Origin of the sequence: Streptomyces agglomeratus (assembly GCF_001746415.1) — a bacterium.
Classification (GTDB): Bacteria; Actinomycetota; Actinomycetes; order Streptomycetales; family Streptomycetaceae; genus Streptomyces; species Streptomyces agglomeratus.
Map to the genome: position 1 here is coordinate 8,150,129 of NZ_MEHJ01000001.1, position 23,632 is coordinate 8,173,760.

Genomic DNA, 23,632 nt, shown 5'->3' on the forward strand with positions numbered 1-23,632 from the left:
TGCGTGGATGGACGAGTGGTCGGTCAAGGGGTCAGCAGCAGGGCGGCTGCCGCGTCGTGGTGAGGGCCTCCGGCTGTGGCGAGCACGTTCCCGGTGGCGCCGCCCTCGAAGTGGGCAGCCGCGGCGGCGCACTGCAGAACGCCCAGTGCCCCGGACAGCGGGCCCAGCTGGGCTTCCAGGTCGATCCGGCGAGTGGCTGGGAACAGCTGGGCCGCCCCGGCATCCGCCTCGTCCCCGAGCCACAGTCCGACGAATTCCTCCTCCGCCACACCGGCGCAGGTCAGCGCCGCGGCGAGGTCCCGGGCCCGTGCGTACCCGGCGATCGTGGCGCGCGGCCGTGCGCCACCGGAAGCGGCTGCGTTCGCTGGTTCGAGGACGATCGCGACCGCCGCGTCGGTGGACTGCTTGCCGAGCAGCTTCGTCGTCACGTCGCTGGCTGGTTCGACGCCGACGACGACGGCTGCTTCGGCGCGCCCGGCCACGATGAGGTTCTGGGCCCAGGCGAGGGCGTCCAGACCGCCCGTGACGCCGTTGCAGACGGTGAGGTTGGGGCCGCGCAGCCCGTAGCGGATGGCCACCCAGCCGGCGATGACGTTGCTTGAGGTCTGGGGCAGGCCCAGCGGGCTGAGGCCCCTGACGCCTTCTCTGGCGATCGTGTCGGTGGCTGCGCAGACGCTGTCCACGTTGCCCAGGTTGGTGCTGACCACGACGGCGGTCGAGTCGGCCGCGCCCGTGAACGTGGCGTCGGCGTCGGTCAGGCCCGCGTCGTGGAGGGCGAACTCGGCGGCCCGCAAGGCTAGCCGGGATGCGCGGTCCTTGTGGCGGAGCTTGCGTCCGCTGAGTCCGGTGGCCGGGTCGAAGCCGCCCTCTCCGGGCAGGGGTCCGAGGAGGTCGCCGTACGTCGCGACACCGGGGAGCGCCAGTCCGATGCCCGTGACGACGACCTCCCGGACGTTCGGGTTCCTCATGTGCGCGGTGCTCGTCGTGCTCATCGGGCTGCCTCCACGATCGCGACGGCGTTGATCCCCCCGAAGCCGAACGCGTCGATCTGCGCGATGGCCAGGTCGCCGGAGACGGGGGGACCCTGCACCAGGCCCAGTCCGGCGGCCTCGGGGATCGGATCGGCGAGTCCCAGGACCGGGGGTACCGCCCCTTCCTTCATGGCGAGCACCGCCATCACGAGGCTGAGCAGTCCCGAGCCGCCCAGGGTGTGGCCGGTCATCGCCTTGATGGCGGTCATCCGCGGACCGGGTCCGGCGCCGTCGAAGATGCGGCGCAGGACGCTCGACTCCGTCGCGTCGTTGAGGGGGGTGCCGCTGCCGTGCAGCATCACCAGGTCGATGTCCTGCGCCCGCACCCCTGCTCTGCGGTAGGCGTCGAGCACCGCGCGGGTGATGCCGTCGGGGTCGGGCGCGGTGGCGTGGTGGGCATCGCAGTTCATGCCCACACCGCGCACCCGGGCGTGCACGGGCCGGCTCCCGGTGCCGGCGCGCTGGACGACGACGGCCGCCGCGCCCTCACCCATCAGCATGCCCTTGTGCGTGGCGTCGAAGGGGCGCAGCGCGTCGGGGATGTCGTTCTGCACCCGGTCGAGCGTGCCGAAGCCGCTCTCGGTGGCGGCGTCGGTGCCGGCGACGACGACCGTGTCGGCCATGCCGAGCTCGATCATGTCGGTGGCCATGCCGAGCGCGTACAGCGTGGCGGAGCAGGCGTTGGCGAAGGTGTACGTGGTGGACGCCCCGAAGGCCGCCTTCAGGGCGGTGCCGAAGTGCAGGTCTTCGAGCGCGACGTCCGCGTCGTCACGCCACCACAGTTCGAGGCTGCGCTGCTCACGCATGGTGGTCCCGACCAGCACGGGTACCTGCGACAGGTCCTCGCCCAGGCCCGCGTCAGCGACCGCCTCACGGACGACGCGGGTGAGCCAGCGGGTGGCGCGCCGCGGGATGTCGCCACCGCCCTCGGGCCGGTCGTCGATCTCGTAGGCGTAGGCCGCCCTGTACTTGTCCGGGTCGAAGGCCTTCAGAGGCTTGCGGCTCTCCTGGCCCGCGCACAACGCGGCGAATATCTCGGAGGGGCTGGCACCGATGTTGGCAACGGCCGCCATGCCCGTGATGTCCTGGGTCACGATTGTGCAGCCGCCTTCCTGAGCTCGAAGGCGGCCAACTTGCCGGTCGACGTGGTCGGGAGCTCGTCGAGGAACTCCAGACGGGCGGGCCGCTTGTAGGCGGCAAGACCGCCACGGATCGCGGCGGTCACCGCGCGCCGCACCACGGCCGTGTCGGATCCCGGCCGGGCCACCAGGTACGCCACGGCCTGCTCCAGGCCGTCGACGTCGCGGCCGCCGACCACCACGCACTCCTGGACCCCTTCCACGCCGCGGATGACGCTCTCGATCTCACTCGGCACGACCTTGTAGCCGCCCAGGTTGAGCAGGTCATCGGCGCGGCACAGGTGGGTGAATGTGCCGTCCGGCGCACGGCGCACCACGTCGCCGGTGTAGGCACCGCCGTCGGCGAACGTGACCGCTGCGGCCTCCGGCCGGCCGATGTAGCCGAGGGCGACGGTCGGGCCGGCGATGTGCAGCCGCCCCTCCTCCCCGTCGGCGACGGGCGTGCCGTCCACAGCGCGGACGGTCGCGGTGATCCCGGGCACCGGGACCCCGAAGGTGCCCGGACGCTCTTTCCCCGGCGGCGTGCCGACGACTATGTAGAGCACCTCGGTAGCGCCGAGACCGTTGAGCAGCTCGGCCTGGAAGGCGGTGCGGATCCGCTCGCCGAGCGGACCCGGCAGATTCTCGCCCGCCGCCACGCACAGCCGCACGGAGTCGGAGGCGAGCGCCGTCCCGGAAGCGTTCAGCAGCGCGGCGTACAGCCGTGGGACGGAGAACAGCACGGTGGGCTGGTGGCGCTGCATTGCGGCAGCGAGTGAGTGAACGTCGACCGGGCCGCGGATGAGCGCAACGCGGGAGCCAGCCGCCAGAGGGCACAGGACGGAACTGCCGAAGCCGTAGCCGAAAGACAGCCGCGCGGTGGACAGCACGGTGTCCTCGGGAGTCAACGCCAGTACAGTGCCGATGCCGTCGGCCATGGCCGCGATCGCACCCGCCGAGTGCCGCACCCCCTTGGGCATCCCGGTGCTTCCGGAGGTGTACTGCACGAGCGCCTCACGCCCCGCACTCCACGCGGCCGGCGGCCCGGCCTCCTGCGGACAGCGTACGGGGCCGGGCTCGGCCGTCGCCAGAGCAGCGCGGACGTCAGCGCCGGCGAACTGGGTTGTCGTCTCGAACAGCTCCTCCAAGGCGCGCCGCCGCTTGGGGGCTGCGTCGAGGTGCACCATCGCGGCGGCGCAGTTCTCGGCGATATAGCGGACTTCGTCGTCCGTGAGCATCGGACTGATCACCACGGGGACGCAGCCGTGCCACCAGAGGCCAAGGACGGCGACAACGGTCGCCACCGAGTCGTCGGCGACCAAAAGGCCGCGGGCGCCCTCGGGCACGCCCACTGCCCTGAGGGCGCCCGCGTACCCACGTGCTGCCTCCAGGAGGCCCTCGTAGGTGATCTCCCCCGCCTGGGGGTCGAGGTAGCTGGTCCTTTCACCCCGGCCGGCGGAGACATGACCTGCCACCAGGCGGTCGATCAGGTCGACACCGTAGAGGCGTGTCGCCCGCTCGCCGAGCACGGACACCGCGGCGTCCAGGCTGGTGAGGGCTACCGCTTCCTCAGCGGACAAGGCTCCCCACTCGCGCTCGATCGCGGCCACGATCGCAACCTTCTCCAAGGAGCTGATTCCGAGTTCCTCATATAACAGGGCACCCGACTCGATGTCCTCCTTTTCCACTTCGAGGACAGACGCCACGATCTCTCGCAGCCGGTCGCGCACTATGTCGATGGGTTCTGCATCGCGCACCGTCGGGGATCCTTTCCGTATCTTCGTACCCGAGAAGTGAGACCCGGTTAGAAAGAGAGCGAGGGTGACCCGGAGACCTGCTCCCGGCCCTGTGCCTGTTCGCCGAAACGCCGCTTGGTGACGGTCGGGGATTCAAGGACGGGGTGGGCCGCTGCAGCCCTCAGCTGGAGCGCTCAGGCCTCCAGGCCGACCTCACAGGGGAACAAGACAGAAACGCCCAGGGGCTCCTCCGTGAAGATGACCCTCTTGGAAAGCGCGGACATGAAGCCGAGCTCGAAGATTGTGCCCTTTCCGACGAGACCGCCGGGGTTGCATACGACAACAGCGTCGGCCTGCCTGAACGCGTCCATGTGCACGTACTTGTGCCGCCACGTGTCGCGGTCGTTCTTCAGGAGATCCTGGTAGTCGAAGAGGATGAAGTCGGTGCCCTCGGTCTCCGGCTTGATCCTTGTGCTCCGAGGGCTCAGCACTACGGTGCCGCTCTCGCGCAGACGGGCGATGATGTCCTCGATGTACCCCAGAGACTGCTGGAAGCTGCCGCAGACAACAGCATTCCGGAACTCCCGCCGGATCAGACCTTCCATCATGTCGTCCGATCCGCACGCGGACATGCCTGTTTCCAGGTAGAACCGCTCCAGCTCAGGCCCGACTATGTTGAAATAGAGGCCAGTGTCGACATAGACGCTGTTGACCAGTGCGGCCGCATCCGGCTGCAGGAGCTGCTGAAAGACCCCAGTGGCGTACAGGCGCGTTGTCTTGTTGTCGACGACCTCGTTGAACTCCGTGAGGCCAGCGCAGAACTCGCCGACTCTGTCTCCCAGCACCTCGCGGGCGCGGCTGTCTTCGAACGCGAGCTGCTCCCTTTTGAGTAGTTTTAACTCGCCGCTCCGGGAGCGGTAAACGCTCACGCGTTCCGAGCCGAAATGGACCAGGACTCTGCCTTCTGTCGCCAATGTACTGTTCTCCTTCTCGTTCCGGCGCGTTGGGAGCCTACGGCCTTCGTCGAATTAGCTGAGAGGTTGGCAAGCACCGGAGGACGCAACTAATCGCCTTGCCTGCGGAAGGCGCTCAGGTATTTCTCGGCGAATTCTTCCTCTCTGTCCCGGTTGTATTGAGTGATGAAACGCGGGTGTTCCAAGGGCACGATCCTTTGGAAGAAGCGCTGACCCTCGTTCACCTTCGAGAGGAACGCGAAGTTCTCGCCACTGCCGATGCAGTAGCACACCGAGGTGTCAGTTCCGAATGCCAGCTGGCGTTCCAAGGTGTCCACGAGGAAAGAGTGCAGGAGCTTCAGCAACTTCTTGTTCTCGTAGTAGTTGCAGTTGACCTCCTTTCCCTTGGCGTTCGTTCTCACCAGGCCAAGGGGGCACACAAAACTCATGACGAAGTAGGCATAGAACTTGTCGCGGCCCCCGTAGCGGCTGATGATGTCGTGCAGAAACCCGGCGGAAGGCCGGCTCACCGCATAGCCGTCGATATCGACTCCCGTTTCGCTTTCGAGGAGCTTGGCGTCTTCGAACGGGACCCCGGTCACGGCCGTGCCGCGTCGGGCGGGCGAGCTCCCCAGTACCAGACGGCGCGGCTTATCGTCGTCGTAGTACTTGTTGTAGAACGCGGTCGTCACCTCCCGAACGCGCTCCTTCTGGGGGCCGCTGAACGGGTTGATGACCGTGAATCCGGGAGGCAGTTCAAGCGTCGTTTCCGCAAGTTCCTCGTTGAACTGCAGGATCCGACGGGCAACAGTCACTGGCCCGTTCATGCAGAAGTCCTTCCTTCGCGCTGGTCACTCTGAACAGTCCGGTCGCCGCGGCCGTCTGCGATCCAGCCTTCCCGCGGAACTGATGGGACGTCGCGGACATGGCCGACTCGAGGGGCGGTGGAAACGTCAGGCGGTGACAGCTGACAGGTAGATCTCGGTGCTTGTTGGGAACATTCGGATATCTTTGAATTCGGCACAGTCGAGCTCCGCGCCAATCAGATTGGCTGTGTCCATCCCGCGATAGAGGTCGACGAAGTCAGTTCCGGGGATGATCAATCCTGGGACGACGCAGCCCCGCTGAGTATACAGAAATCCGTTGGCTACGGAGACGATCATAACCGCGCCGGGTTTCAGTACTCTGTGCGCCTCTGAGGCCGCCGCGGACGTATCGAAGAACGACGAGTTGTACGTTCTCAGGGAGACATACAGATCGTAACTGTTCTCCGGCAGGGCGGACAGGTCTTCGGCGCTGGAGACGACCGTTCTCGACGAGGGAATGCGTCCGCATACATTTGCAAGACCACGTTCCGCGATGTCGACAAAGGTGATCTGCGGGCAATCCGAAAACAGAGCTGCAGCTTCGTAGCCGGCTCCGACGCCGACGTTGAGGATGTTGACGGTAGACAGAGGCTTTGTGGACGACCTCCCGTAAACCGACATGAAGTCGTCGGTCCACCTCAAGTTGGCGGCACGAGCGTCGTACGCGTAGTCATAGGTGCCGTACTTCGCGTCAAAGGCTTCGGACAGTGTGTCGTTTACGGCGCGATCAGCCTCTTTGTACTCGATCCCATACCTCTGGCAGATCAGAGAAGCGAGCGCGATCCTCCCCCTGTTCGCATTGACATCACTCCTGGAAAGCGCTAAACCCTTCGACTTCAGCCTGGAGGAGACGGCTTCACTGATGCGATGTGTGGAGTAGTGGGGGTTGCACTCGATGTTTTGCTCGCTCGCTGCGTAGAAGTCTCGGTTCTGCTCTAGGATCTCGCGCTGCAGATCGTCGGGGAAGCGTTGTACATGACCTCGCGCAATGACGGGATCGTCATCAATGTAGCTCGTCAGCGCGGGGTCTGGCAGACCGATGTAAACCCTGTCGATGCGCACTTCCTTCAAGAGCTCGGCGAGCTCAAACGAGTGGTTTGCCGACAGGGTGTTGATTGTCAGATATGCGCTGTGCGCCCTGGGCATTCCGAGTTCCTGCATCCTGCTCCGCAGAGTGCGATACCAGGATGCGCCGCGTACTTCCCCCTCGAAGGCGGAGCAAATCAACTCGTCGTGTTCAGAAACGAGCGCAACGCCGACCCGCCGACCTGATTGTGGCGCCCTTTGTGCGACGCCAATGGCGTGGTTCATCCAATAGGAACTGTTTGGGCTCATGGGGGCCTCTATTTCTCACCTTGCGCGGCGCGCACGGACGGAGCGTCGACGGCGGCAGACAGGGTGGCTAGCTGAGTGCTCATCGGGCACTCACCGCCGGCAAGGGGAGTGCGTCGGCGGAGGCGGAGATCGCCACGGCGGGCGGGGCGCAGCTCGGCCCGCAGTCGCAAAGGCGACGGGGAGCGCGGTGACGTCGTTGCCGATAGGTGTCCAGCTGTCGCGATCGCGGACGAGAGCGTGCCCAGCCCCGCTCCTACCTCAAGCACGTGGGCACCCGCCGGAATGCCCGCCCGCTCCAGCAGGGCGTGAGCCGCGTCCGGGATCCGCAGGAAGTGCTGCCCGAGGTCTCCACGAGTCTCGAAACCGAGAGCGGCATAACGGTCGGCCACACCGACCACTTCGTCCACCGTCAAGGATTGCTTGATCACTGAGGAAGTCCTTTCGCAACGCATCTGCTCGGCGTCGAGGGACGCGGCCGGGTGCACACAGGGGCACCGTGCAGACGGAACCGGGGAGGTGCGCCGCAGCGCCTGAAAGGTCGCTGGGTTGATCGAGTGTCGGCCAACTGTGCGTGCCGCCACAGGGTTCGGCGGGAGTCCCGCGGGAGTCCCACCACTTGCGGCAGTACGCTCAGGCTGTGCCTGCCTGATTGGATTTCGTCGTGGACGAGGACGAGCGCACACCCCACCCGCTGGCCGCGCTGCGAACCGCGCTGGGATTCACCCGCGTTGGGTTCGCCGAGGCCGTGCATGGCGCTGCCCGTCGTCACGGACTGCGCTCCGGCGTGGACAAGGCCCGGGTGCGCAAGTGGGAGGTCAACGGGGTACGGCCCGACGCCGTCTCTCAGACCTACATCGCGGAGGTCCTGGGCATCCCAGCCGATGAGGTGGACCCTGCCGCCTGGCCGGTCTGGCTTCCTCGCGTCGACAGAGGTGTCGTACCGCTCGGCCACGCCAACACCGTGCCCGCACTGCGAGAGGCCCTGCACACCATGGACCGCCGAACCCTCCTCAGCGCCATCCCCGGATCCGCACTCGTCGTCCTGGCCGGAAGCTGGGCCGGAACCGAACCCACAGCTCTCGCCGCCGGACCACCCGCGCCCGGCGCCGCAGTGGGCGAGGATGTCGTGGCCCTGCTGGAGGAGACCAGCGCCCGCCTCAACGCGCTGGCGACCGAGCAACGCCAGCACATCGCGCCCCTCTACGACGCGCACCTCGCGCGCGTCACCGACCTGATCGACGAACAGCGCTACTCCCGCCCCCTGGGAGCGCGCCTGCACAAACTCGCCGCCAGCCTCTCTCAGACGGTCGCCTGGATCCGCTTCGACCACGGCCAGCACGGCGCCGCCAGCCGGTACTGGATCGCCGGGCTGCACAACGCCCACGCCGGGGACGACCGGGACATGGGCGCGGCCCTCCTCAGCGACCTCGCCTATCAGGCCTCCTGGCGGGACGACCCCGCCACCGCCGCCGGCATCCTGACCAAGGCCCTGCGCCGCACCACCCACCCCGCAGCCAGCTCGCTGCTGCACCTGCGCCTGGCGCGCGCCCAAGCCGCTCTCGGCGAACGCCGCGCCACCCTGCAGGCCCTGAACGCGGCAGAACGCCTCCTCGGCGCCGGGGATGCGGGAGACGTCCCCGCCTGGTGCTCGTGGATCTCGACGGCCGACCTCGCTGTCGACTCGGGCCGCTGCCTGCTCGACCTCGGCGACACCACCCAGGCCCACACCCTCATCGCCGAAGGCCAAGCTCTCCTTCCAGCCAGCCGCGACAAAACCCGCGGCATCTTCCTCGCATACCGGGCGCAGGGCCACCTCAGCCGTCGGGAACCCGAGGCCGCGGCTGCAGACGCCCTCGAAGCGCTCCACCTGGCCGAACGGATCGGAGCCCCGCGGTGCGTTCAGCTCGTCCGCGATCTGGCTCCCGCCTTCACCCCCTACCGGGCGGCAGAAGGCGTGCCTGAACTGCTGCACGCCGTCGCATAACGGGGCGGGCCGGCGGGCAGTTCGGCCACCCAGCTGGCTGCACGCCTGCGAAAGGCCGGCGGCGATCTTCTGGACCTGCCTGCCGCAGGGTGAGGGCAGTCCGCTGCCCCGGTTGCGAAGCTGGTCAAGACCTCGCGCGGCGAGATGGGCCACGTGCCGTGCGTCATTCCGGTGCAAGCCCCGGGCGGCCGACAGCCACCACGGCGCCGCCGCGATCACGTAGTGGGCCACGACGCGATCCAGCGTGAGGGCACTGTCGCCGCCCAGGGACTCGGTGTGGACACGGGCTGCCGACACATGCGGAGCTGGAAGGGTCATGCCGTCCTCGCCAGAGAGTTGGCTGCAGCCAGCAGGGCGTCGTCCACAGTGGCGTAGAGGTCCAGCACCTCGGTAAGACCGGTGACCTTCAGGATCTTCACTACTCGTCCAGCGTCGACAACCCGAACGGTGCGCCCGCCCGGCGCTTCTCGCAGCTGCATCACCGCGCCGACCAGGGCTCCCAAACAGGTCGAGTCGAAGAACTCGACCTCTAGCGTCGAGAGGATCAGGTCGCCGGCATCCTCCTCGATCGCCTTGCACAAAGCCGCTCGTAAGCCGGGCGCCTCGTAGACGAAGAGTTCACCGCCGACCGTGACCACGCGGTGTGGGGGGCGGAGCACGAAACTCATCCAGGCGTCCCCGAAGCGAACGACCGGTCCGCGGCCGCTGGGTGACCCGTGCGGTTCAGTCATGCTCAGCACGGTTCTCATCGGTAGCGGCAAGGGACTGCCCGGGGCCGAGGTAACCCCAGTAGTGGCTCAGCCCCACCAGATGAGTCAGGTTGTCGGCGCCTGTCGAAGTGACCAGGGCGGCCAGCTTCCTGCGCACGGTCTTTGGAGACGCGCTGACGGCCTGGGCGATGCCCTCGGTCGTCGAGTGCTCAGCGGCAGCCGTGAGGAGCAGCCGGTCGTCCTCGGTGAGCGGGGGGCGATTGGCCGACGTGGCGGGCGGAGGGACCTGCCCGCTCATCAAGATGGCGTGGGCGCGGGCAGGGCGACTGCTGGGCACCTGGACCTTCTCGCCGATCTTGCTCAGGTGGCTTTTGAAGGTTTCTGGCTGCATGCCCAGTGCTGCCGCTGCTTCGGCGTTGGACTGCCCGGCCACGAGACGCTCGGCCACGCGAATCTCGGTGGGCGTGAACCGGAGGCGCTGGTCAGCGGGTATGGATGTGGACGTGATGGTCATCGATGGGTCCTGAGGTCGAGGCTGTAAGAAGTGGAAGCGGTGCGGCCGGGACGTCATGCCACGGGTGTCAGCGGAGTGCGGGGGAGGGGAGCGAGGGCAAGCAAGGCGGACAGCCGCTGCGACCACTGGCCCTTGGACTGGCCGAGGGCGGCTTCGGCCAGTCGCAGCGCCTGTATGTCGGAGGTGCCGGCCGGGGCATAGATGTGGTGCGCGTCGCGTAGGAAGCGCTCGAGAGGGGCGTCGGTCATGAGGCCGGCCGCGGCGTGGATCTCCATCGCGGCCCGGGCGGAGTCGAGCACCAGTTCCACTCCGGTCAGTTTGGCGTTCATCAGGTCGGGATCGCAGGCTTGACCTGCGTCGAGCAGGTAGGCCGCGTGATAGGCGGTGAGCCGGGACGTCATCACCCGGGACCTGATGAGCCCAACCTTCAGCCTGACGTGGTGCAGGTGGTGCAGGGGGTTGTTGTAGCGCATCCGCTCGCTGGTCAACCTGGCCGTCTGGTCCAAGATCGCCTGGTGGATGCCAAGGGCAACAGCCGCCAGATTGGGGCGTCCGTAGAGGGTGCTCGAGGAGTCTGCAATGTCCCTGCCGTCTCCTTCACGGCCGAGCCGGTTGGTGACCGGAATCCGGCAGTCCTTGAAGTGCAGCTCCCCGAACGAGAAACCCCGAAGGCCGAGCGCCTGGCCGTGCGGGGCCACCGTCAGGCCGGGCCGGTTGGACTCGACGAGGAACGCGGTCAGGCCCCGGGAACCTTCGCCGGTGCGGGCGACGACCCCGTGCACGTCAGCGATGTGGGAATTGCCGACGAACACCTTCCGGCCGTTGAGCACGTAATGCAGCCCCTCGCGATGGGCGGTCATCCGCATCCCGAGAACATGGCTGCCCGACCCAGCCTCCGTCACCGCGATGGTGGGCAGCACACTCCCGCTGGCGATCTTCGGCAGCCACCGGCGCTTCTGCTCCACGCTGCCGTAGTGAATGATCTTTGCTGCGCCGAGCTGGGAGGCCTGAACCGCAGCTCCGACAGCAGCGCTGCTGCGGGACAGTTCCTCGATGATGACGGTCTTGGCGAGGTGGCCGGCCCCCATACCTCCGTAGGCCTTGTCGATGGTCGCGCCGATCCACCCCTGCTGGGCGATGGCGACAACGAGGTCCTTCGCGATGGCGATCGCGGCATCCTGGCCCTCTGCAACAGCCCCAGCACGCTCCATGTCCGCGACCCTGGGCGCGACCTGCGTCGCGGCAAACAGGCGTACCCGTTGCCGGAGTTCACGGTGTTCTTTGGTGAGGAATGAGTCGGACATCGTTGGGGCTCCCCTCCCTGACTGAGTGCTCCTGACGTACGGCGGCGCGGGCGTCTGCCGCTACGGCTGGTATCCGGCGCGCTGGTAAAGGAAGGCCATGACCTCATCCCGGTGCTGCTGGATGAGATTGAGAGACGCTCGGCCCGTACTCAGGGGCTGGTCCTCCTGTCCGACGTAGCAGACGGTGCCGAGGACGGTGCCCCCGTGGAGCAGTGGCGCGCCGGCGTAGGTACGGATTCCGATCAGGTCGACGACCGCGTTTCCGGCGAACCGCGGGTGGGCGAACACGTCAGGCAGGATGAGAGGCAGCTTGCGGTCAACGACTTCGGGGCAGAAGCCGTGATCCAGGGGCATGCTGCGCCCGACGGAGGGCAGATCACTGGCGTCGCTTGGGGTGTGCAGACCGAAGAACTGCTGCTCGGAGCCGAAGATGTTGACCATGGCGTAGGGCATGTCGGCGGCCTCTGCCAGACGTGTGGCGAAGGCGTCGAGGTCCCGGTCGGGACCCGTGAGTCCCAGGGCACGCAGCGCTGCATCACGCTCGACCTGCTGCGCCGTGGCGTGGGAGTTGCCGGGGGGCTGTGTCATGCGAAAGCTCCAGGGGTCTATGGGCGCGACGGGCCAGGCTGTGGCCGACCACGTTGATCAGGACGGCCAGGGCGGATGAATGCAGCCGGACGTCGCAGGTCAGCACGGGGACACCGGTGTCGAGCTCGAGGGCCTGACGGACCTCGTCAGTGGTGTAGCGGTGGGCCGCACCGTCGAACTCGTTGACGGCCACCACGAACCGCATGCCCCGCTGTTCGAACCAGCTGACCGCGGCGAAAGAGTCCTCCAGGCGCCGGGTGTCCGCCAGGATGACGGCGCCGACCGCGCCGTACGCGAGATCGTTCCAAGCCGACCAGAACCGTTCCTGTCCCGGCGTTCCGAACAGGAAAAGGATCATGGGGCGCGGTTCGGTGAAGGTGATCCGGCCGAAGTCCATGGCAACGGTCGTGGTCGCCTTGCTCGCGATCCCTTCGAGATTGTCGATGCCCGCGCCGGCCACGGTGAGGATCTCCTCTGTCGTCAGTGGCGGGATCTCGCTGAGCGTGCCGACCAGAGTGGTCTTGCCCGACACCGAAGCCTCCGGCCACGACGATCTTCAATTCGGCTGCGGGCACAAGACCCCCCTCCGGGGCCGCGACGTCAGACCTTCCGGCGTAGCCCATCGAGCAGTGCCTCCAGTAGTTCGACTTCGGCGTCATCAGTGACGGGGCCTGAGGGGTTGGCAAAGGCAAGGGCATCGGCGTCGAGGAGATCGCTGACCAGAACTTTGATCACCTGAGCGGGCTGGTGCATCACGGCAGCGATCTCGGCGACGCAGCGAGGGCCGCCGCTGCAGTGGAACAACAGTTCAGCGATCTCCGCACTTTGCTGTACCGGCTGGCGGGTGGGCCTGGTGATGAGACAGGTCGTGAGATTCAGCGCGTGCCTGGGGTGGGTCCGTCCCCCGGTGACCGTGTACGGACGCACATCACGTAAGGCGGCGTCGGACCATCCGTCACCCATGTCACAGCCCGTGCCCGGGCACCATGTTCCGGCGGGCCGCCACGAGCAGGTGGTCCTCGAGGGACTTGACGAACTTGCCCATCTCGAAGGCCACCTGACCTGCATCGGCCTGCGGCGTCGTCAGCACCGCGAGCAGCGTGCCGACGAGCGCTTCATTCCGCGCCTGACCACCGGCGCTGCAGATGAAGAGCAGACCGGCGTCGTGCTCCGCGACGATCTGGCGCACACCACCCTCCGAGCCCGCGAACTGGCCCTTGACGAGTGCGTACATCGGGGGAATGGTGGCGGCGAGCTTGTCCGCCTCGTCCACGGTCATGGTGTGGGCCAGCTTGAGGCCGTCGCCCGCGGCGAGTAGAGCGTGCAGCATGCCGGGGGTCTGTTTGGCGAGGTCAGCGAGCAGCTTACTCAGTTGCTCGCGCGCGGGACGCGCGGACGGCAGGTTGCCGGTGGTCGAGAATCCTTTGTTCTGCATCGGTTGCTCCTGGTGTTGTTCTTGTGTTTGTGGGGGAGGTGGCAAGGCGTAGCGGCGTTAGCTCGCCGGGGGCCTGGGTGTCTGTTCTTGAGCGCGGGCCATGCCGGAGCGGAAGTTGGCCATCAGGCCGGTGGTCGCGTTGCCGGTGGGCACTTGCTGTCGTGGAGGCACCCTCGCGTCTTGGGGGGCCTGGGTGCGGCGCGGCAGCGGTGGCTTGCCGTCGCCGTGCGCTGTCGGCTGCTGAGGCCGTGGTGATTCGAGAGGTGTCTGCGGAATGCGGCGCAGCTCGGTGGTGTCGTCGCTGTGATGCGCAGGGCGGACAGGCCGAGCGGGGCCGGCGGGAGCCGCGGCGTTCCGCATGCCAGCGACGCGGTTGTCCGGGGCCTCTTCCGCGTGGGCAATCAGCAGCTGATTGGGGATCACTACGATCGCCTGCGTGCCGCCCACCAGGTTCGGGTGCAGTTGGATGGTGATGTTGTGTCGCTTCGCGAGGAGCGCGGCGACCAACAGGCCGATCTGGCCTTCCCGGAGACGGGAGGGCACATCCTCATTCTCAGGGGCGGCCAGGAGCCGGTTGAGTGCGTCGCGCTTCTCCTGCGGTATTCCGGTGCCACGGTCGAGCAGCTCGATGACCACTCCGCCGGTGGCTCGGTGGGTGTACACCTCCACGGGGTCGCTCGAGTAGGTGGTGGCGTTTTCCATCAGCGCTGCCAGCAGGTGCACGACGTTCGGGCTGACATACCCCGGGAGCAGCGCCCTCTCGTGAGACAGTGCCGGGCGCACCCGCTGATACTTGGGGATCTCTGCGATAGCGCGTCGGATTGCGGTGACCACGAGAACGGGTGCGCTGTCGCGCGAGGGAACGCTCCCGCCCAGAACCCTCAAACTCTCCACCACGCGTCGCATCTGCGTCACGAGATGGTCGACGCGGAACAGCTCGTGCATGAGCTCCGGGTCCGCAACGCTCTTCTCCACCGCAGAGATCACATCGAGGCATCGTTCGACGAGGCTCTGGAGGCGGGGTGCGATCGACTTGAAGATCTCAGCCAGCTCGGCCTGCTCACTGAGCATGCCGCGCTGATGTGCCGCGGCCGAGATCACGGTTTGCCGCGCTTCCGTGAGCACAGCAGCCAGGACGCTCGCGGCATCGCCGCACACATCACCTGTCCGAGCTCGCTGAGCGGACGGAGTGAAGTCGGCGTTCGTAGCACCCCGCGCGGCCTGCGCAGCTGCCCGGCGCAGGTCCTGCCGGCCCTTCTCCGCATCGGCGATGATGTCGCTGAGGGCCTTGCGCGCCGCGTCGTGCTCCCGTTCGAGGCGGGCCACGCCTTTGCGGGCGCTGGAGGCGCGGGCTGCGGTCCGCCAAAGAAGAGCGCCAGTCGCGGCGCCCGCAGCGATGGCGCCTACCGACGCGGGCAGCACCCCCAGGCTGTCCATGACCCAGCCGCCGCCCACCGCGGCGCCGGTGAAGGCGCTGGCGGTGACGGCAGGGGGCAGGCGCAGGGCGTCGTCAGCGTGAGCGCGCCGGCGCCTGGTGGTGGGGACGGAGGGTGCGAAGTGGTCAGACATGGCACACCTCGCGCCCGTGGGTGATGAACGGTGAGCGAGTTGCGGGGCGCTGCATCCGTGCACGTGTCAGGCTCAGAGCGTCATGCAGCTCCGCCGGGGCGGTGATCGGGGAAGCCAGTGGTGCAGGGGGAGCAGCCCAGAAGCGAGTGTCGCAGCGGCGTTGGTACCCCTGCGAGAGACAGGCCAGCCTCGGGCCCTTGGTGCATACGGAATGCGAGGCTCGCCAGAGGTCGGCGGTTCCTGACCCAACCGGGATGAGCAGCATCCGGTGCGTTATGCAGTACAGCGACGGACCGACCGCCTGACCCTTGTCGATCATGGAGTCGAGCGTGGACACGCCCAGTCCCATACCGACGTGGACGATGTCGAAGGCCGGCGGCAATGTCACCGGGAGTGGCACCTCGTTCAAGTGGAGTTGCCTGGGGTGGCGTGTGCTCAGTAGGGGAGTCATCAGCTCTCCGGTAGGGACGGGGGTCCGTCGGGGACGGAAGGGCGAGCGCGGTAGCTGAGCGCCAGGACGATCGGGCGTAAGGACCAGGGGGTGGATCTTGTGATCGGTACGAGCGTGGGGTCCGCTCTGGTGCCGCGCCCTAGCGGGGGAGGAAGTGGCGCGGCACCAGAACGGGGCTATGGGGTCGCCTTCGGCAGGCGACGCGTCGTGGTGCACAGTGGTCGGCGGCGTCAGACGCGTCGGATCTCACCCGCGATGATCAGAATGATCATGGCCACGGCGAACACGGAGATACGGATTGCGTTGCGCGAGGGCCGCCAGCTTCGCCGGGGAATCTGTGGAACGGGCTGCGGCCGTGGGTTCGTGCCGTCGGCGGACGTCGGGTCGGTGCTCATGGCTCCTCAGGCGTATGGCTGTCGGCCGGTTCGGAACCCGGGGGTTGATTCGGAGTCGCGGCGATGACGACCAAGGCCGCCATCGCAGCAACCAGCCCTGCGGTCATGACCGCTCCCAATACGGTCATTCGGTCCTCCAGGGCAGCGCATGACCGCCGCGGGCTACGGCAGCCTTGACCCAGGCGGCCTCATGCTGATCTCCGGGTTCCGGCAATCCGCTGGGGGTGCGCTTTGGGCGGCACGCCGGCGACGTGCGGCCAAGGACCCTGATGGACATTGGTGACTTCCTGCTTGTGGTGGGTGGGGGTAAGAAGCTGGGGCCTTGTATGGCCCCGGCGTGGGGAGGTCCGAGCAGCCGGGCGAGGAGTCGGGCGGCGGTCACGAGGCGGCCCTCCGTTCCATCGCGTCCGCGGCGCGCACGAGCAGCTCGTACGTCTCCTCACGGCCGCAGGCGGCGGACAGTGCCTCGCGTAGGCCGGCGCTCACGGTCCTCGCAGCGCGGGAGCCGGTCTCGTAGCTGGGAAAGAAGCCGAAAGTCGTCACCAGCCGGTGGCCGTGAAGGGTCACTTCGGCGGGCCAGTGGACTGTGTGAATGAACAGCACCGGGCTCATCGGCAAGATGCGAATGAACAGACCTTCCGGGTCTGATCCCTCACGGCTCACGAGGTCGGCCAGATGCCGCAGCTGACCGGCCATCACCTTGCGGCCGCCGACCGGCTTGGTCAGCACGATCTCGTCCAGCACCACCGTCCGCTGCTGCCCCTCGGCCCACCTGATGCCGTGCACCCACCGGGGCAGCCCGAGCACCGGTTCATCCGGCCGGAGGCAAACGGCGGGGTTCAGTACCGCTTCCTGGTACGCCTGAGTGCGCAGGCCTGCGGGGACTTGTATGGAGAACTGGATGAACTCGCTCGCTGTCCGCATCACTGCGATGTAGCGCGCCGTCGCCTCCTCACCCGCCACATCCGCCCAGTGGTCGAACGGGGCACGCGCGGCGTAACCGTGCTCTTTGTGCTCGTTGCGGGTGTAGTCGTGCGGCGGCAGGCTTCGGAGGAGGAAGTCGGCGTGCGGCCCGTGTACGCCGTAGTGGAGCAGCAGATTCTGCAGCGCGGACGGGGGAATCGGTGACTTGGCGCGCTCCCACCGGCTGACGGCCGATACCGACTGGCCGGCGACGCGGGCCGCAGCCTCCAGCGATTCGCCTTTCGCCTTGCGCAGGCCACGCAGGTAGAGGCCGAGCACGATCTGGGCAGGCGCCTGGGGTAATTCTGTGGGCGGCGGCGCGACGACTTGCAGCATGGCGGGGTTCCCATCGAGGTGCTGCACGGCGGACGACGGATCTTGGGCGATCACCTGCTCACCGCCTGCTGCGCCTCTTGTGCCGACGGCAGGGGCCGGCGCGGTTTGAGGATCACGCCATCCGGCCTGAGACAGCCTGTGTCGTCAAAGAGCAGCATCCCGTTGCACAAGACGCTCCATCCGGCCTCGGGGCGGTGTATGCGGATCTGCGCCGCTTGGCCGTCGCTGGCCTCGGCGGACGGGCACTCGGGGTGGTGAGCACACAGCGCGCCCGCTGCTCTCATCTCTGCGAGCAGCTCCTGCACCGTGGCCGCCAGGTTCCGCAGATGCGCACGGGCCTGCACATACTCCGCTGGCATCTCCTTGGCCGAAAGGTCCTGCGCGGCGCTGAGCGCCTCAGCCAGCGGGCCCGTCATCGTGTGTGCGGCCGGGCCGAGCTGCATGACGTGCCCGCGCAGCATGAGCAGCAGGTCGTGGACGTCCTGGTCGCTGTCGAGCACCGGGGCTTCCTCGTCCAGCACCAGGGTGATGGTCTTCGCTGCTGCAGTAGCGATCGAGTTGGGGGCGCTGGTGACTCGGGCGGTACGCCGACTCATGGCAGCGCGGGCGACACTGAGGAGGCTCATGCCGCCTCCCGGCCCGACGGGGTGCAGGACATCTCCATCCACACCGCCTTCCCGGCGCCCTCCGACGGTGCGTCGACTCCCCAGCAGTCGGCGAAGGCTTCCACGATGAGCATGCCGCGGCCACTCGTGTCGTCATGTGCAGCGTCGCGCACCCGGGGTTGCTCGTCCGAGGGGTCCTGAACCTTGAGCCGAATACGCCGTCCATTGCAGCGGACCGAGACCGTGATCGTGCCCTCGTGAATGCGGCGGCAGCCATGCATCACCGCGTTGGCCATGAGCTCCTGGGCGCCCAACACGAATTCATCCGCGAGGTGCGCGAGTCCGGAACTCCGCAGTAAGTCCACCAGTTCGTGCCGGATGGGGCCGATTGCTTCGCGCTTTGTTGCCAGAGCCGTAGCGAACTCGAACGGGCGGGGCGCTGCGGAGTCGACGCCGTCCGGCCTCTCGGGGGAGGAGCAGCGGGGGGAATCGGTCGTCATCACACATGCTCCTCGACTTGCCCCACCGTGCAACCGCGGACGAATCGGCGTCCCATGCGTCCTCTCGTGCACGGTGAACTCCTTCTCTCGACTGACCGATGAGCTGTTTTCGGGCCTGGGCCGAGCTCGTAAGCGTGAGGTGGCCAAAAGACCTGCGCAGTCCCGGCGTTGCGGGAATATCGTCTGCACGAGAGAACCGCGTCTGAGGCCTGGGCGGTATCCCGGCCGGCCCGCAGATGCGATGAACGCGATGAAAGATCGTTTCGAAGGCAGGGGCGCACCATGGGGCGCACGCGCAACGTCAAACTGGCCGCTGCGATTGCAGCGCTGGGCTTGTCCCAAAGCCGGTTGGCCGCTCGCGTCAGGGCGGTGGCACAAGAGCATGGTGTCGAGGAACTGGTCGGCGTCGGCCAGTCCCACATCGCCAAGTGGGTCAGCGGCGTAGTCCCCGCCTCGCCAGCAGCCCGTATCTTGGCCGAGACGCTCTCCCGTGGCCTCGGTCGCATCGTCACGCTCGCAGACATCGGGCTTGCGACGGACACTGATCCGCAGCCGCAGCCGCCGGCGTGGAGCGACGACACTCTGACGACGCTGGTGACGCTCGGGAGCACTGACATGGACATCGACCGCCGGCAACTGCTGGCTACCTCGGTCTACTCGGTGGCCGCGCTGGCCCTCCCCGAGGAGCAGTGGTTCGAACAGGCCGTAGAACGGGCCCATGCGCGCAGACCTCTGTCGAACTACCTCGTCACGTCTCAGGATGTCGAGGATGTCCGAGAGATGGCCGCCATCTTCTCCCGCCGTGACCAAAAGCGCGGCGGACGCGCCGGACGCATCGCCCTCGTCGCCTACCTGCGAACCGACGTCGCGGAACTGCTGAGCGGCAGATTCCCCACCGAGGAGATCCGACGCAGCATGACCTCGGCAGCCGCAGAACTGGCCTACCTGGCTGGCTGGACCGCCTTCGACGGAGGGGAACACTCTCTTGCGCAGCGGTGGCTGACGATAGCCACGAAACTCGCGGAGGAAGCAGCAGATGCCCCCTTGGCCGGCCACGTGCTGCGGGCGATGGCTCACCAAGCGGTCGACCTGGGCAAGCCGCAGGAAGCCGTACGACTCGCCGAAGCCTCTTTGTCCAGCCGTCGCTACGCGCAAGCGTGCTGGCGGGAGCGTTCGCTGCTCGGCGTCGTGCACGCCCGCGGCCTGGCAGCCGCCGGTGAGAAGAAGGCCGCCGTGGCCGCGCTGCTGCAGGCCGAGCGGGACCTCGGCCGCGCAAGCGCAGGCGACGATGAGCCGACCAGGGTGTTCTTCTTCGCCGAGGCCAGCCTCGCTCATGAGACTGCCGCAGCGTTGCGTGACCTCGGCGACGTTCAAGGTGCCGAAAAGCAGTTCAGTCACAGCGTCCGGACACGACGCGCGCAGTTCGCGCGGACGCACTCCGTCACTTTGGGGTACCTCGGCGCCGTCCAGGCACAGCAGGGGCATCTCGACCTCGCCTGCGACACCTGGGGCTAGGCACTCGACGCCATGACCGGCGTGCAGTCGGGCCGGGCCAAGGAGACGGTCGTCCAGATGCGACGGGCGCTGTCGCCCTTCCGCAACCGTGCGGGCAGCCAGGCTGCGGAGCTGGACGCCAGGGCCCGCGCAGTGCTCCTCGCAGGCTGACGCGTACCGTAAGAGCAATAGGTTCGGGCAGGGCGGCTTCTCGGACCGCCGGAGACCCACGAGGGGCAGAGCGTGTTCGACGAGCACATCACGGTGCCGGTGATTGGCAGAGTCGTCGGAGGACACAGGGGCCGCCTCGACGACTACAAGGGCAACGTCGAGTCGATCATCCGTATCGTGCCGAGCATCCCTGAAGGCGCCCTGCAAGGGATCGAGGAGTTCAGCCACATCGAGGTCACGTGGCACTTCAGCCTCGGCTCGGACCAGGACATCGAGCTCGAGCCCCGCAGCCCTCGCGACAACCCGGCATGGCCGGCCACCGGCGGACTCGTCCACCGCAACCACCGACGCCCCGCCCGCATCGCCACCTCGTACCCCAGGCTCCTTCGAGTCGAGGGCCGCGATCTTCACGTGCTCGACCTGGACGCCGACGACGGCACCCCCGTCATCGACCTGGCGCCGGTGTTCCAAGAAATGCTGCCCCGCGGCCCCGTGCACCAGCCGGAGTGGCCCACCGACATGCTGCGCGACTACTGGACGAACGCGGAGGAACGCTCCTGACCGAAAGGTCACTGAAGCGGCCGGATTGACCTCGTCGTACGAGAAGGACAACCCTTGCTGGCACCTGCCCACACGGCGGGCTAGCGCCCGTCGCTCGCGGAGCGTACGTGCGGGCAGCCTCGCCGGGGTTCGGTGGCACGGTGAACGTTGCCACCCTTCACCGAACGGTCGACCTGGCATTGCCCCAGCGGGGGCGTGACCTGTCAGGCGGCCTAACTCGGCGGGTAACGCCCGACATCCGGGTTGGGCAGGCTCATGCGAGCTGAGAAGCATGACGGGATTCCTCGCGTCGAGGTGGCACGGCTGGCGCACATCAGCGCCTACCAGGCGTGAGCGTTCAACTGCCTTCTGTTGCGACCTCTGGAGTATTGCAGTGGTTTCTTCGCTACGTAAAGCCAGTCTGCGAAAATTTCGCAGAGCACTTCTTCTCGATGTGCGATCTTGGCGTGGCGACTATCGTCACTTCGAACCACCAGGCATTGATGAAGACATCACGAGCCGTCAGACTGACGACAAGTCACGGACGAGGGAGTACAGATGGCTGCGACGGACGACAGATCGGTCGCCCTGTGCCGCATCCTGCTCAGGCTGCAGCTCCGCAGGATGCGAGATGCCCGGGGACTGACGGCATCGTCGGTGGCCAAGCAGTTTGGTTGGTCGACGGCACGGATGACGAGGTTGGAGACCAAGGACACCGCAGTCGAGATCGGCGATGTCCGCCTCCTCTGCGACCTCTACGAGGCTCCTCGCGAGTTGCGCGAGGAGCTGGAGAACTACGCCAAGATCACGAAGACCCGCAAGGACTGGTGGGATCTCAAGCCGTTCAAAGGCACCATCCCCGCGTGGTTCCAGGCGTACCTTGGGCTCGAAGCAGCAGCCACGACCCTGGACATCTATCAGTCGGAGTTCATCCCCGGCCTCGCCCAAGATCCCGAGTACGCGCGGGAGATCCTGAGCCTTTCGGACGCCGACGAGAAGACGCAGGAAGTCCAAGCCGAGGTCAGACTCAAGCGCCAAAGCATCCTCGACCGGCCGCAGCCGCCCACCGTCACGATCGTCCTGAACGAGGCGGTAATCCGCCGGCCGATTGGCCCCGGTGGGGTCATGCGTCGGCAGCTCGAACGGCTACTCAAGCTCGCCGCCGCGCCCCATGTGAACGTGCATGTACTCCCGTTCTCCGCCGGCGCGCACCCTGCGATGCACGGCCCCTTCACCCTCCTCGACTTCGCAGACGAAACCGTGGGTGATCTCGCCTACTTGGAAAACCTCGTGGACGGCGGCGTTCTGTCGGATGAGTCAGTCGTCACTCCGTTTAGCGACGCGTTCAGCAAGCTCAGGGAGCTCGCCGCGTCCACCGAAGCGTCCGAGCGGATGATCAAATCCGCCATATCGGCCTTGTAGCCGAATGGCGACGTGGAACTGAGCGCCGGACATGGCTGAAGGCCACCTCAGGAGCGGCCTCGGCTATGGCCCTCAGAAGTCCTAGGGGAGACTCTGACAGTTAGACCTCCAGGTCGCATGCCTGGAAGCCGTCGCACCGGCGGATCTAGAGAAGAACCGGATGGGAGAGTCCCCCTTGGAAGAGCAGCTCAAGTGGCGGAAGAGCAGTTACAGCGGTCAGAACGGAGGGGACTGCGTCGAGTGCGCCGTCCCCGCGTCTCAAGCCAAGGTGTACGTCCGTGACTCGAAGAACGCTCAGGGCCCGTGTCTCGGCTTCGAGCCACAGGCATGGAGTCAGTTCGTAGAGGCTGCAGTGGCTGATTCCTTCGGCCCTGTTGCTGTGTAACCACCCCGCAGGCCGGGCAGCAACGCGACAGCGTCCCTCCTCAACCCAGATGAGGAGGGACGCTTTGTCGTTCCACCTTCTACCCCTTTTGGCCTCTGTGGCAACAGGCCGGCCCACTTGCCTCGACGACTGGTCCAATGGCGAAGGTGGCGACGGCTGCAGGCGGCGTGAACCCATCCCGGGCCGCCGGTCCAACGCTGCTGCAAGGACTGGGCCGTCCTAGGACGCGGTGTTCGATGGCAAGAACGTCCGCGTCCCCCAAGTACGTGTTCCTGATCCGTGGTGCTTCGAGTGATGTCGATGCGAGCCTCACGCTTGCGTGCGGTGATCCCGAAGGCTTGGCAGCCCTCCACGTCGGGGGCACCATAGTCGGTCCGGTGATTCGGAGGAAGCGGCCTGGGCCTCAGACGTGGAGCTCCTGCGGGAAGCCTGTCCAACGGAGCTCGGCGGGGAGGTGACCGGTGTCATTGAAGAGGAGAACCGACGGGGGGCGGTCGGGTGCGTAGCGGATGACGGTCAGGGCCGCGTTGGCGTGGTTGATGCCCAGCCACCTCCACTTCGGCGCGTCGAGGGCGGCTCGGACGAGCCAACCGACGAGGAAGTTATGGGTGATGACAAGTTCGTGGCACGGCTTGTCGCCAAGGACGGGTCCAGTGAAGTCCGCGAGCGCCGCCGCCGCGAGCGCGGGTCCCTGGTCGCGTTCCTCAGCAGTGAACTGGTCCAGGAACTTGAGCCAGGCGTCGGCTGCCTCGGGCGGCAGTTCCTCGCGTGTCGGCAAGTAGGGGATGTAGTCGCCGGCCGCGTCGGAGCGCCGCAGGGGGACGCCGTCGAGCCGTTCGCCAACCAGCCGGGCGGTCTGTTCCGCGCGGGCGAATGGCCCGTGATGGATCGCCGTCAGCGGGACCCCACGGAGCCGCTCCCCGAGGAGGGTGGCCTGGTGGCGGCCCGCGTCGGTCAGCTGGCTCTCGTCCGACGACGCCTCGCCGTGCCGGGTGAGATAGAGGTAGCGGGCGGCGGTACTGATCATGGGCATGCCCTCCAGTGGGGTCGTCCTGTTCGCTCTTGGAGGGACGCCGACCCCACGCAGGCCGGTTTCATGAAGGGGCTGTCTTCAGGCGGATCGACGCGGCGCGATTCCCGGCTCTCGCCGGCCCAACCGGCGTCCTCGGACACCACGCCAGCGTAGGACGCCAGGCTACTCAGAACCGCGGCTTAGAAGCAGGCACT

General features: G+C 67.3%; 25 protein-coding genes and 1 pseudogene. 6 read left to right on the plus strand and 20 right to left on the minus strand.

The features are described from left to right. Positions 1-23: 23 nt before the first annotated feature. From AS594_RS35865 to AS594_RS44100, 7 genes are all read right to left on the minus strand, one after another. Positions 24-992, minus strand: coding sequence for a beta-ketoacyl synthase N-terminal-like domain-containing protein (locus tag AS594_RS35865; RefSeq protein ID WP_069935822.1), 969 nt, complete (start codon positions 990-992; stop codon positions 24-26). After that, positions 989-2,125 (minus strand): beta-ketoacyl synthase N-terminal-like domain-containing protein, encoded by a 1,137-nt coding sequence (locus AS594_RS35870; RefSeq protein ID WP_069774259.1) that lies wholly within the window; start codon positions 2,123-2,125, stop codon positions 989-991. The genes AS594_RS35865 and AS594_RS35870 overlap by 4 nt, the downstream gene beginning before the upstream one ends. Further along, positions 2,122-3,906: an AMP-binding protein gene (locus AS594_RS35875; RefSeq protein WP_240509200.1), complete on the minus strand. Its 1,785-nt coding sequence runs from the start codon at positions 3,904-3,906 to the stop codon at positions 2,122-2,124. The genes AS594_RS35870 and AS594_RS35875 overlap by 4 nt, the downstream gene beginning before the upstream one ends. Positions 3,907-4,079: 173 nt before the next feature. Continuing rightward, a complete protein-coding gene (locus tag AS594_RS35880; protein WP_069935823.1) occupies positions 4,080-4,859 on the minus strand; it encodes a TIR domain-containing protein in 780 nt (259 codons plus the stop codon). 89 nt (positions 4,860-4,948) lie between these two features. Next, positions 4,949-5,665, minus strand: a complete 717-nt coding sequence (locus tag AS594_RS35885) for a uracil-DNA glycosylase family protein (RefSeq protein WP_069935824.1) — start codon at positions 5,663-5,665, stop codon at positions 4,949-4,951. 126 nt (positions 5,666-5,791) lie between these two features. After that, on the minus strand, positions 5,792-7,015 hold the full coding sequence (locus AS594_RS35890; protein WP_167368106.1) for a class I SAM-dependent methyltransferase: 1,224 nt from the start codon (positions 7,013-7,015) through the stop codon (positions 5,792-5,794). Positions 7,016-7,047: 32 nt separating this feature from the next. Further along, the gene (locus tag AS594_RS44100; RefSeq protein WP_141747219.1) at positions 7,048-7,467 is read right to left on the minus strand and encodes a hypothetical protein; all 420 of its coding nucleotides are present in this window, start codon (positions 7,465-7,467) and stop codon (positions 7,048-7,050) included. 233 nt (positions 7,468-7,700) lie between these two features. Between AS594_RS44100 and AS594_RS35895 the strand changes: the two genes are divergently transcribed. Beyond that, entirely contained in the window at positions 7,701-9,023 is a 1,323-nt protein-coding gene (locus AS594_RS35895) for an NsdA family TPR-like regulatory protein (RefSeq protein ID WP_107393252.1), read from the plus strand. A 314-nt stretch (positions 9,024-9,337) separates the two neighbouring features. Here the strand turns inward: AS594_RS35895 and AS594_RS35900 are convergent, their stop codons facing one another. The 12 genes and pseudogenes from AS594_RS35900 to AS594_RS35950 all read right to left on the minus strand — a co-directional run bounded on the left by AS594_RS35900 (position 9,338) and on the right by AS594_RS35950 (position 18,393). After that, a complete protein-coding gene (locus tag AS594_RS35900) occupies positions 9,338-9,691 on the minus strand; it encodes an STAS domain-containing protein (protein WP_069935826.1) in 354 nt (117 codons plus the stop codon). A gap of 55 nt (positions 9,692-9,746) precedes the next feature. Further along, positions 9,747-10,247, minus strand: a complete 501-nt coding sequence (locus AS594_RS35905; RefSeq protein WP_069935827.1) for a LuxR C-terminal-related transcriptional regulator — start codon at positions 10,245-10,247, stop codon at positions 9,747-9,749. Between the two features lie 53 nt (positions 10,248-10,300). Beyond that, positions 10,301-11,551, minus strand: a complete 1,251-nt coding sequence (locus AS594_RS35910) for an acyl-CoA dehydrogenase family protein (protein WP_069935828.1) — start codon at positions 11,549-11,551, stop codon at positions 10,301-10,303. Between the two features lie 60 nt (positions 11,552-11,611). Continuing rightward, positions 11,612-12,139 carry a GAF domain-containing protein gene (locus AS594_RS35915; RefSeq protein ID WP_069935829.1) on the minus strand — a complete coding sequence of 176 codons (528 nt, stop codon included), beginning with the start codon at positions 12,137-12,139 and terminating at the stop codon, positions 11,612-11,614. After that, positions 12,087-12,762, minus strand: a pseudogene (locus AS594_RS35920) (GTP-binding protein). Before AS594_RS35920 ends, AS594_RS35915 begins: the two are co-directional and overlap by 53 nt. Beyond that, the gene (locus AS594_RS35925; RefSeq protein ID WP_069935831.1) at positions 12,740-13,102 is read right to left on the minus strand and encodes a DUF742 domain-containing protein; all 363 of its coding nucleotides are present in this window, start codon (positions 13,100-13,102) and stop codon (positions 12,740-12,742) included. The pseudogene AS594_RS35920 and the gene AS594_RS35925 overlap by 23 nt, the downstream one beginning before the upstream one ends. Position 13,103: 1 nt before the next feature. Then, positions 13,104-13,574, minus strand: a complete 471-nt coding sequence (locus tag AS594_RS35930; RefSeq protein WP_069935832.1) for a roadblock/LC7 domain-containing protein — start codon at positions 13,572-13,574, stop codon at positions 13,104-13,106. A gap of 57 nt (positions 13,575-13,631) precedes the next feature. Further along, a complete protein-coding gene (locus AS594_RS35935; RefSeq protein ID WP_069935833.1) occupies positions 13,632-15,143 on the minus strand; it encodes a sensor histidine kinase in 1,512 nt (503 codons plus the stop codon). Between the two features lie 681 nt (positions 15,144-15,824). Next, positions 15,825-15,989, minus strand: a complete 165-nt coding sequence (locus tag AS594_RS45045; protein ID WP_167368107.1) for a hypothetical protein — start codon at positions 15,987-15,989, stop codon at positions 15,825-15,827. Between the two features lie 378 nt (positions 15,990-16,367). Next, positions 16,368-17,288, minus strand: a complete 921-nt coding sequence (locus AS594_RS35940; RefSeq protein WP_141747220.1) for a Scr1 family TA system antitoxin-like transcriptional regulator — start codon at positions 17,286-17,288, stop codon at positions 16,368-16,370. Between the two features lie 50 nt (positions 17,289-17,338). Further along, positions 17,339-17,914 (minus strand): DUF5999 family protein, encoded by a 576-nt coding sequence (locus AS594_RS48105; RefSeq protein WP_420877876.1) that lies wholly within the window; start codon positions 17,912-17,914, stop codon positions 17,339-17,341. Next, positions 17,911-18,393 carry an ATP-binding protein gene (locus tag AS594_RS35950; protein WP_141747221.1) on the minus strand — a complete coding sequence of 161 codons (483 nt, stop codon included), beginning with the start codon at positions 18,391-18,393 and terminating at the stop codon, positions 17,911-17,913. The genes AS594_RS48105 and AS594_RS35950 overlap by 4 nt, the downstream gene beginning before the upstream one ends. Positions 18,394-18,675: 282 nt before the next feature. On the opposite strand from AS594_RS35950, the gene AS594_RS35955 reads away from it, so the two are divergent. The 5 genes from AS594_RS35955 to AS594_RS41805 all read left to right on the plus strand — a co-directional run bounded on the left by AS594_RS35955 (position 18,676) and on the right by AS594_RS41805 (position 22,405). Further along, positions 18,676-19,908 (plus strand): NsdA family TPR-like regulatory protein, encoded by a 1,233-nt coding sequence (locus AS594_RS35955; RefSeq protein WP_338120202.1) that lies wholly within the window; start codon positions 18,676-18,678, stop codon positions 19,906-19,908. Between the two features lie 12 nt (positions 19,909-19,920). Beyond that, positions 19,921-20,058 carry a hypothetical protein gene (locus tag AS594_RS47685; protein ID WP_338120203.1) on the plus strand — a complete coding sequence of 46 codons (138 nt, stop codon included), beginning with the start codon at positions 19,921-19,923 and terminating at the stop codon, positions 20,056-20,058. A 72-nt stretch (positions 20,059-20,130) separates the two neighbouring features. After that, positions 20,131-20,619, plus strand: coding sequence for a TrmO family methyltransferase domain-containing protein (locus AS594_RS35960; RefSeq protein ID WP_079148830.1), 489 nt, complete (start codon positions 20,131-20,133; stop codon positions 20,617-20,619). 537 nt (positions 20,620-21,156) lie between these two features. Beyond that, complete coding sequence (locus AS594_RS35965) at positions 21,157-22,020, plus strand: helix-turn-helix domain-containing protein (RefSeq protein WP_069935836.1); 864 nt, start codon at positions 21,157-21,159, stop codon at positions 22,018-22,020. Between the two features lie 160 nt (positions 22,021-22,180). Next, positions 22,181-22,405 carry a DUF397 domain-containing protein gene (locus AS594_RS41805; protein ID WP_079148832.1) on the plus strand — a complete coding sequence of 75 codons (225 nt, stop codon included), beginning with the start codon at positions 22,181-22,183 and terminating at the stop codon, positions 22,403-22,405. 403 nt (positions 22,406-22,808) lie between these two features. Here the strand turns inward: AS594_RS41805 and AS594_RS35970 are convergent, their stop codons facing one another. Next, positions 22,809-23,432: a histidine phosphatase family protein gene (locus AS594_RS35970; protein WP_069935837.1), complete on the minus strand. Its 624-nt coding sequence runs from the start codon at positions 23,430-23,432 to the stop codon at positions 22,809-22,811. Positions 23,433-23,632: the final 200 nt, after the last annotated feature.

Excerpts from the sequence above, each read along its gene's own strand:
- AS594_RS35865 (WP_069935822.1), bottom strand. The coding sequence starts at position 992 with ATGAGCACGACGAGCACCGCGCACATGAGGAACCCGAACGTCCGGGAG.
- AS594_RS35885 (WP_069935824.1), bottom strand. The coding sequence starts at position 5,665 with ATGAACGGGCCAGTGACTGTTGCCCGTCGGATCCTGCAGTTCAACGAG.
- AS594_RS35890 (WP_167368106.1), bottom strand. The coding sequence starts at position 7,015 with ATGAACCACGCCATTGGCGTCGCACAAAGGGCGCCACAATCAGGTCGG.
- AS594_RS35900 (WP_069935826.1), bottom strand. The coding sequence starts at position 9,691 with ATGAGTTTCGTGCTCCGCCCCCCACACCGCGTGGTCACGGTCGGCGGT.
- AS594_RS35905 (WP_069935827.1), bottom strand. The coding sequence starts at position 10,247 with ATGACCATCACGTCCACATCCATACCCGCTGACCAGCGCCTCCGGTTC.
- AS594_RS35910 (WP_069935828.1), bottom strand. The coding sequence starts at position 11,551 with ATGTCCGACTCATTCCTCACCAAAGAACACCGTGAACTCCGGCAACGG.
- AS594_RS35915 (WP_069935829.1), bottom strand. The coding sequence starts at position 12,139 with ATGACACAGCCCCCCGGCAACTCCCACGCCACGGCGCAGCAGGTCGAG.
- AS594_RS35925 (WP_069935831.1), bottom strand. The coding sequence starts at position 13,102 with ATGGGTGACGGATGGTCCGACGCCGCCTTACGTGATGTGCGTCCGTAC.
- AS594_RS35930 (WP_069935832.1), bottom strand. The coding sequence starts at position 13,574 with ATGCAGAACAAAGGATTCTCGACCACCGGCAACCTGCCGTCCGCGCGT.
- AS594_RS35935 (WP_069935833.1), bottom strand. The coding sequence starts at position 15,143 with ATGTCTGACCACTTCGCACCCTCCGTCCCCACCACCAGGCGCCGGCGC.
- AS594_RS45045 (WP_167368107.1), bottom strand. The coding sequence starts at position 15,989 with ATGAGCACCGACCCGACGTCCGCCGACGGCACGAACCCACGGCCGCAG.
- AS594_RS35940 (WP_141747220.1), bottom strand. The coding sequence starts at position 17,288 with ATGCTGCAAGTCGTCGCGCCGCCGCCCACAGAATTACCCCAGGCGCCT.
- AS594_RS48105 (WP_420877876.1), bottom strand. The coding sequence starts at position 17,914 with ATGAGCCTCCTCAGTGTCGCCCGCGCTGCCATGAGTCGGCGTACCGCC.
- AS594_RS35950 (WP_141747221.1), bottom strand. The coding sequence starts at position 18,393 with ATGACGACCGATTCCCCCCGCTGCTCCTCCCCCGAGAGGCCGGACGGC.
- AS594_RS35955 (WP_338120202.1), top strand. The coding sequence starts at position 18,676 with ATGGGGCGCACGCGCAACGTCAAACTGGCCGCTGCGATTGCAGCGCTG.
- AS594_RS47685 (WP_338120203.1), top strand. The coding sequence starts at position 19,921 with ATGACCGGCGTGCAGTCGGGCCGGGCCAAGGAGACGGTCGTCCAGATG.
- AS594_RS35965 (WP_069935836.1), top strand. The coding sequence starts at position 21,157 with ATGGCTGCGACGGACGACAGATCGGTCGCCCTGTGCCGCATCCTGCTC.
- AS594_RS41805 (WP_079148832.1), top strand. The coding sequence starts at position 22,181 with ATGGGAGAGTCCCCCTTGGAAGAGCAGCTCAAGTGGCGGAAGAGCAGT.
- AS594_RS35970 (WP_069935837.1), bottom strand. The coding sequence starts at position 23,432 with ATGATCAGTACCGCCGCCCGCTACCTCTATCTCACCCGGCACGGCGAG.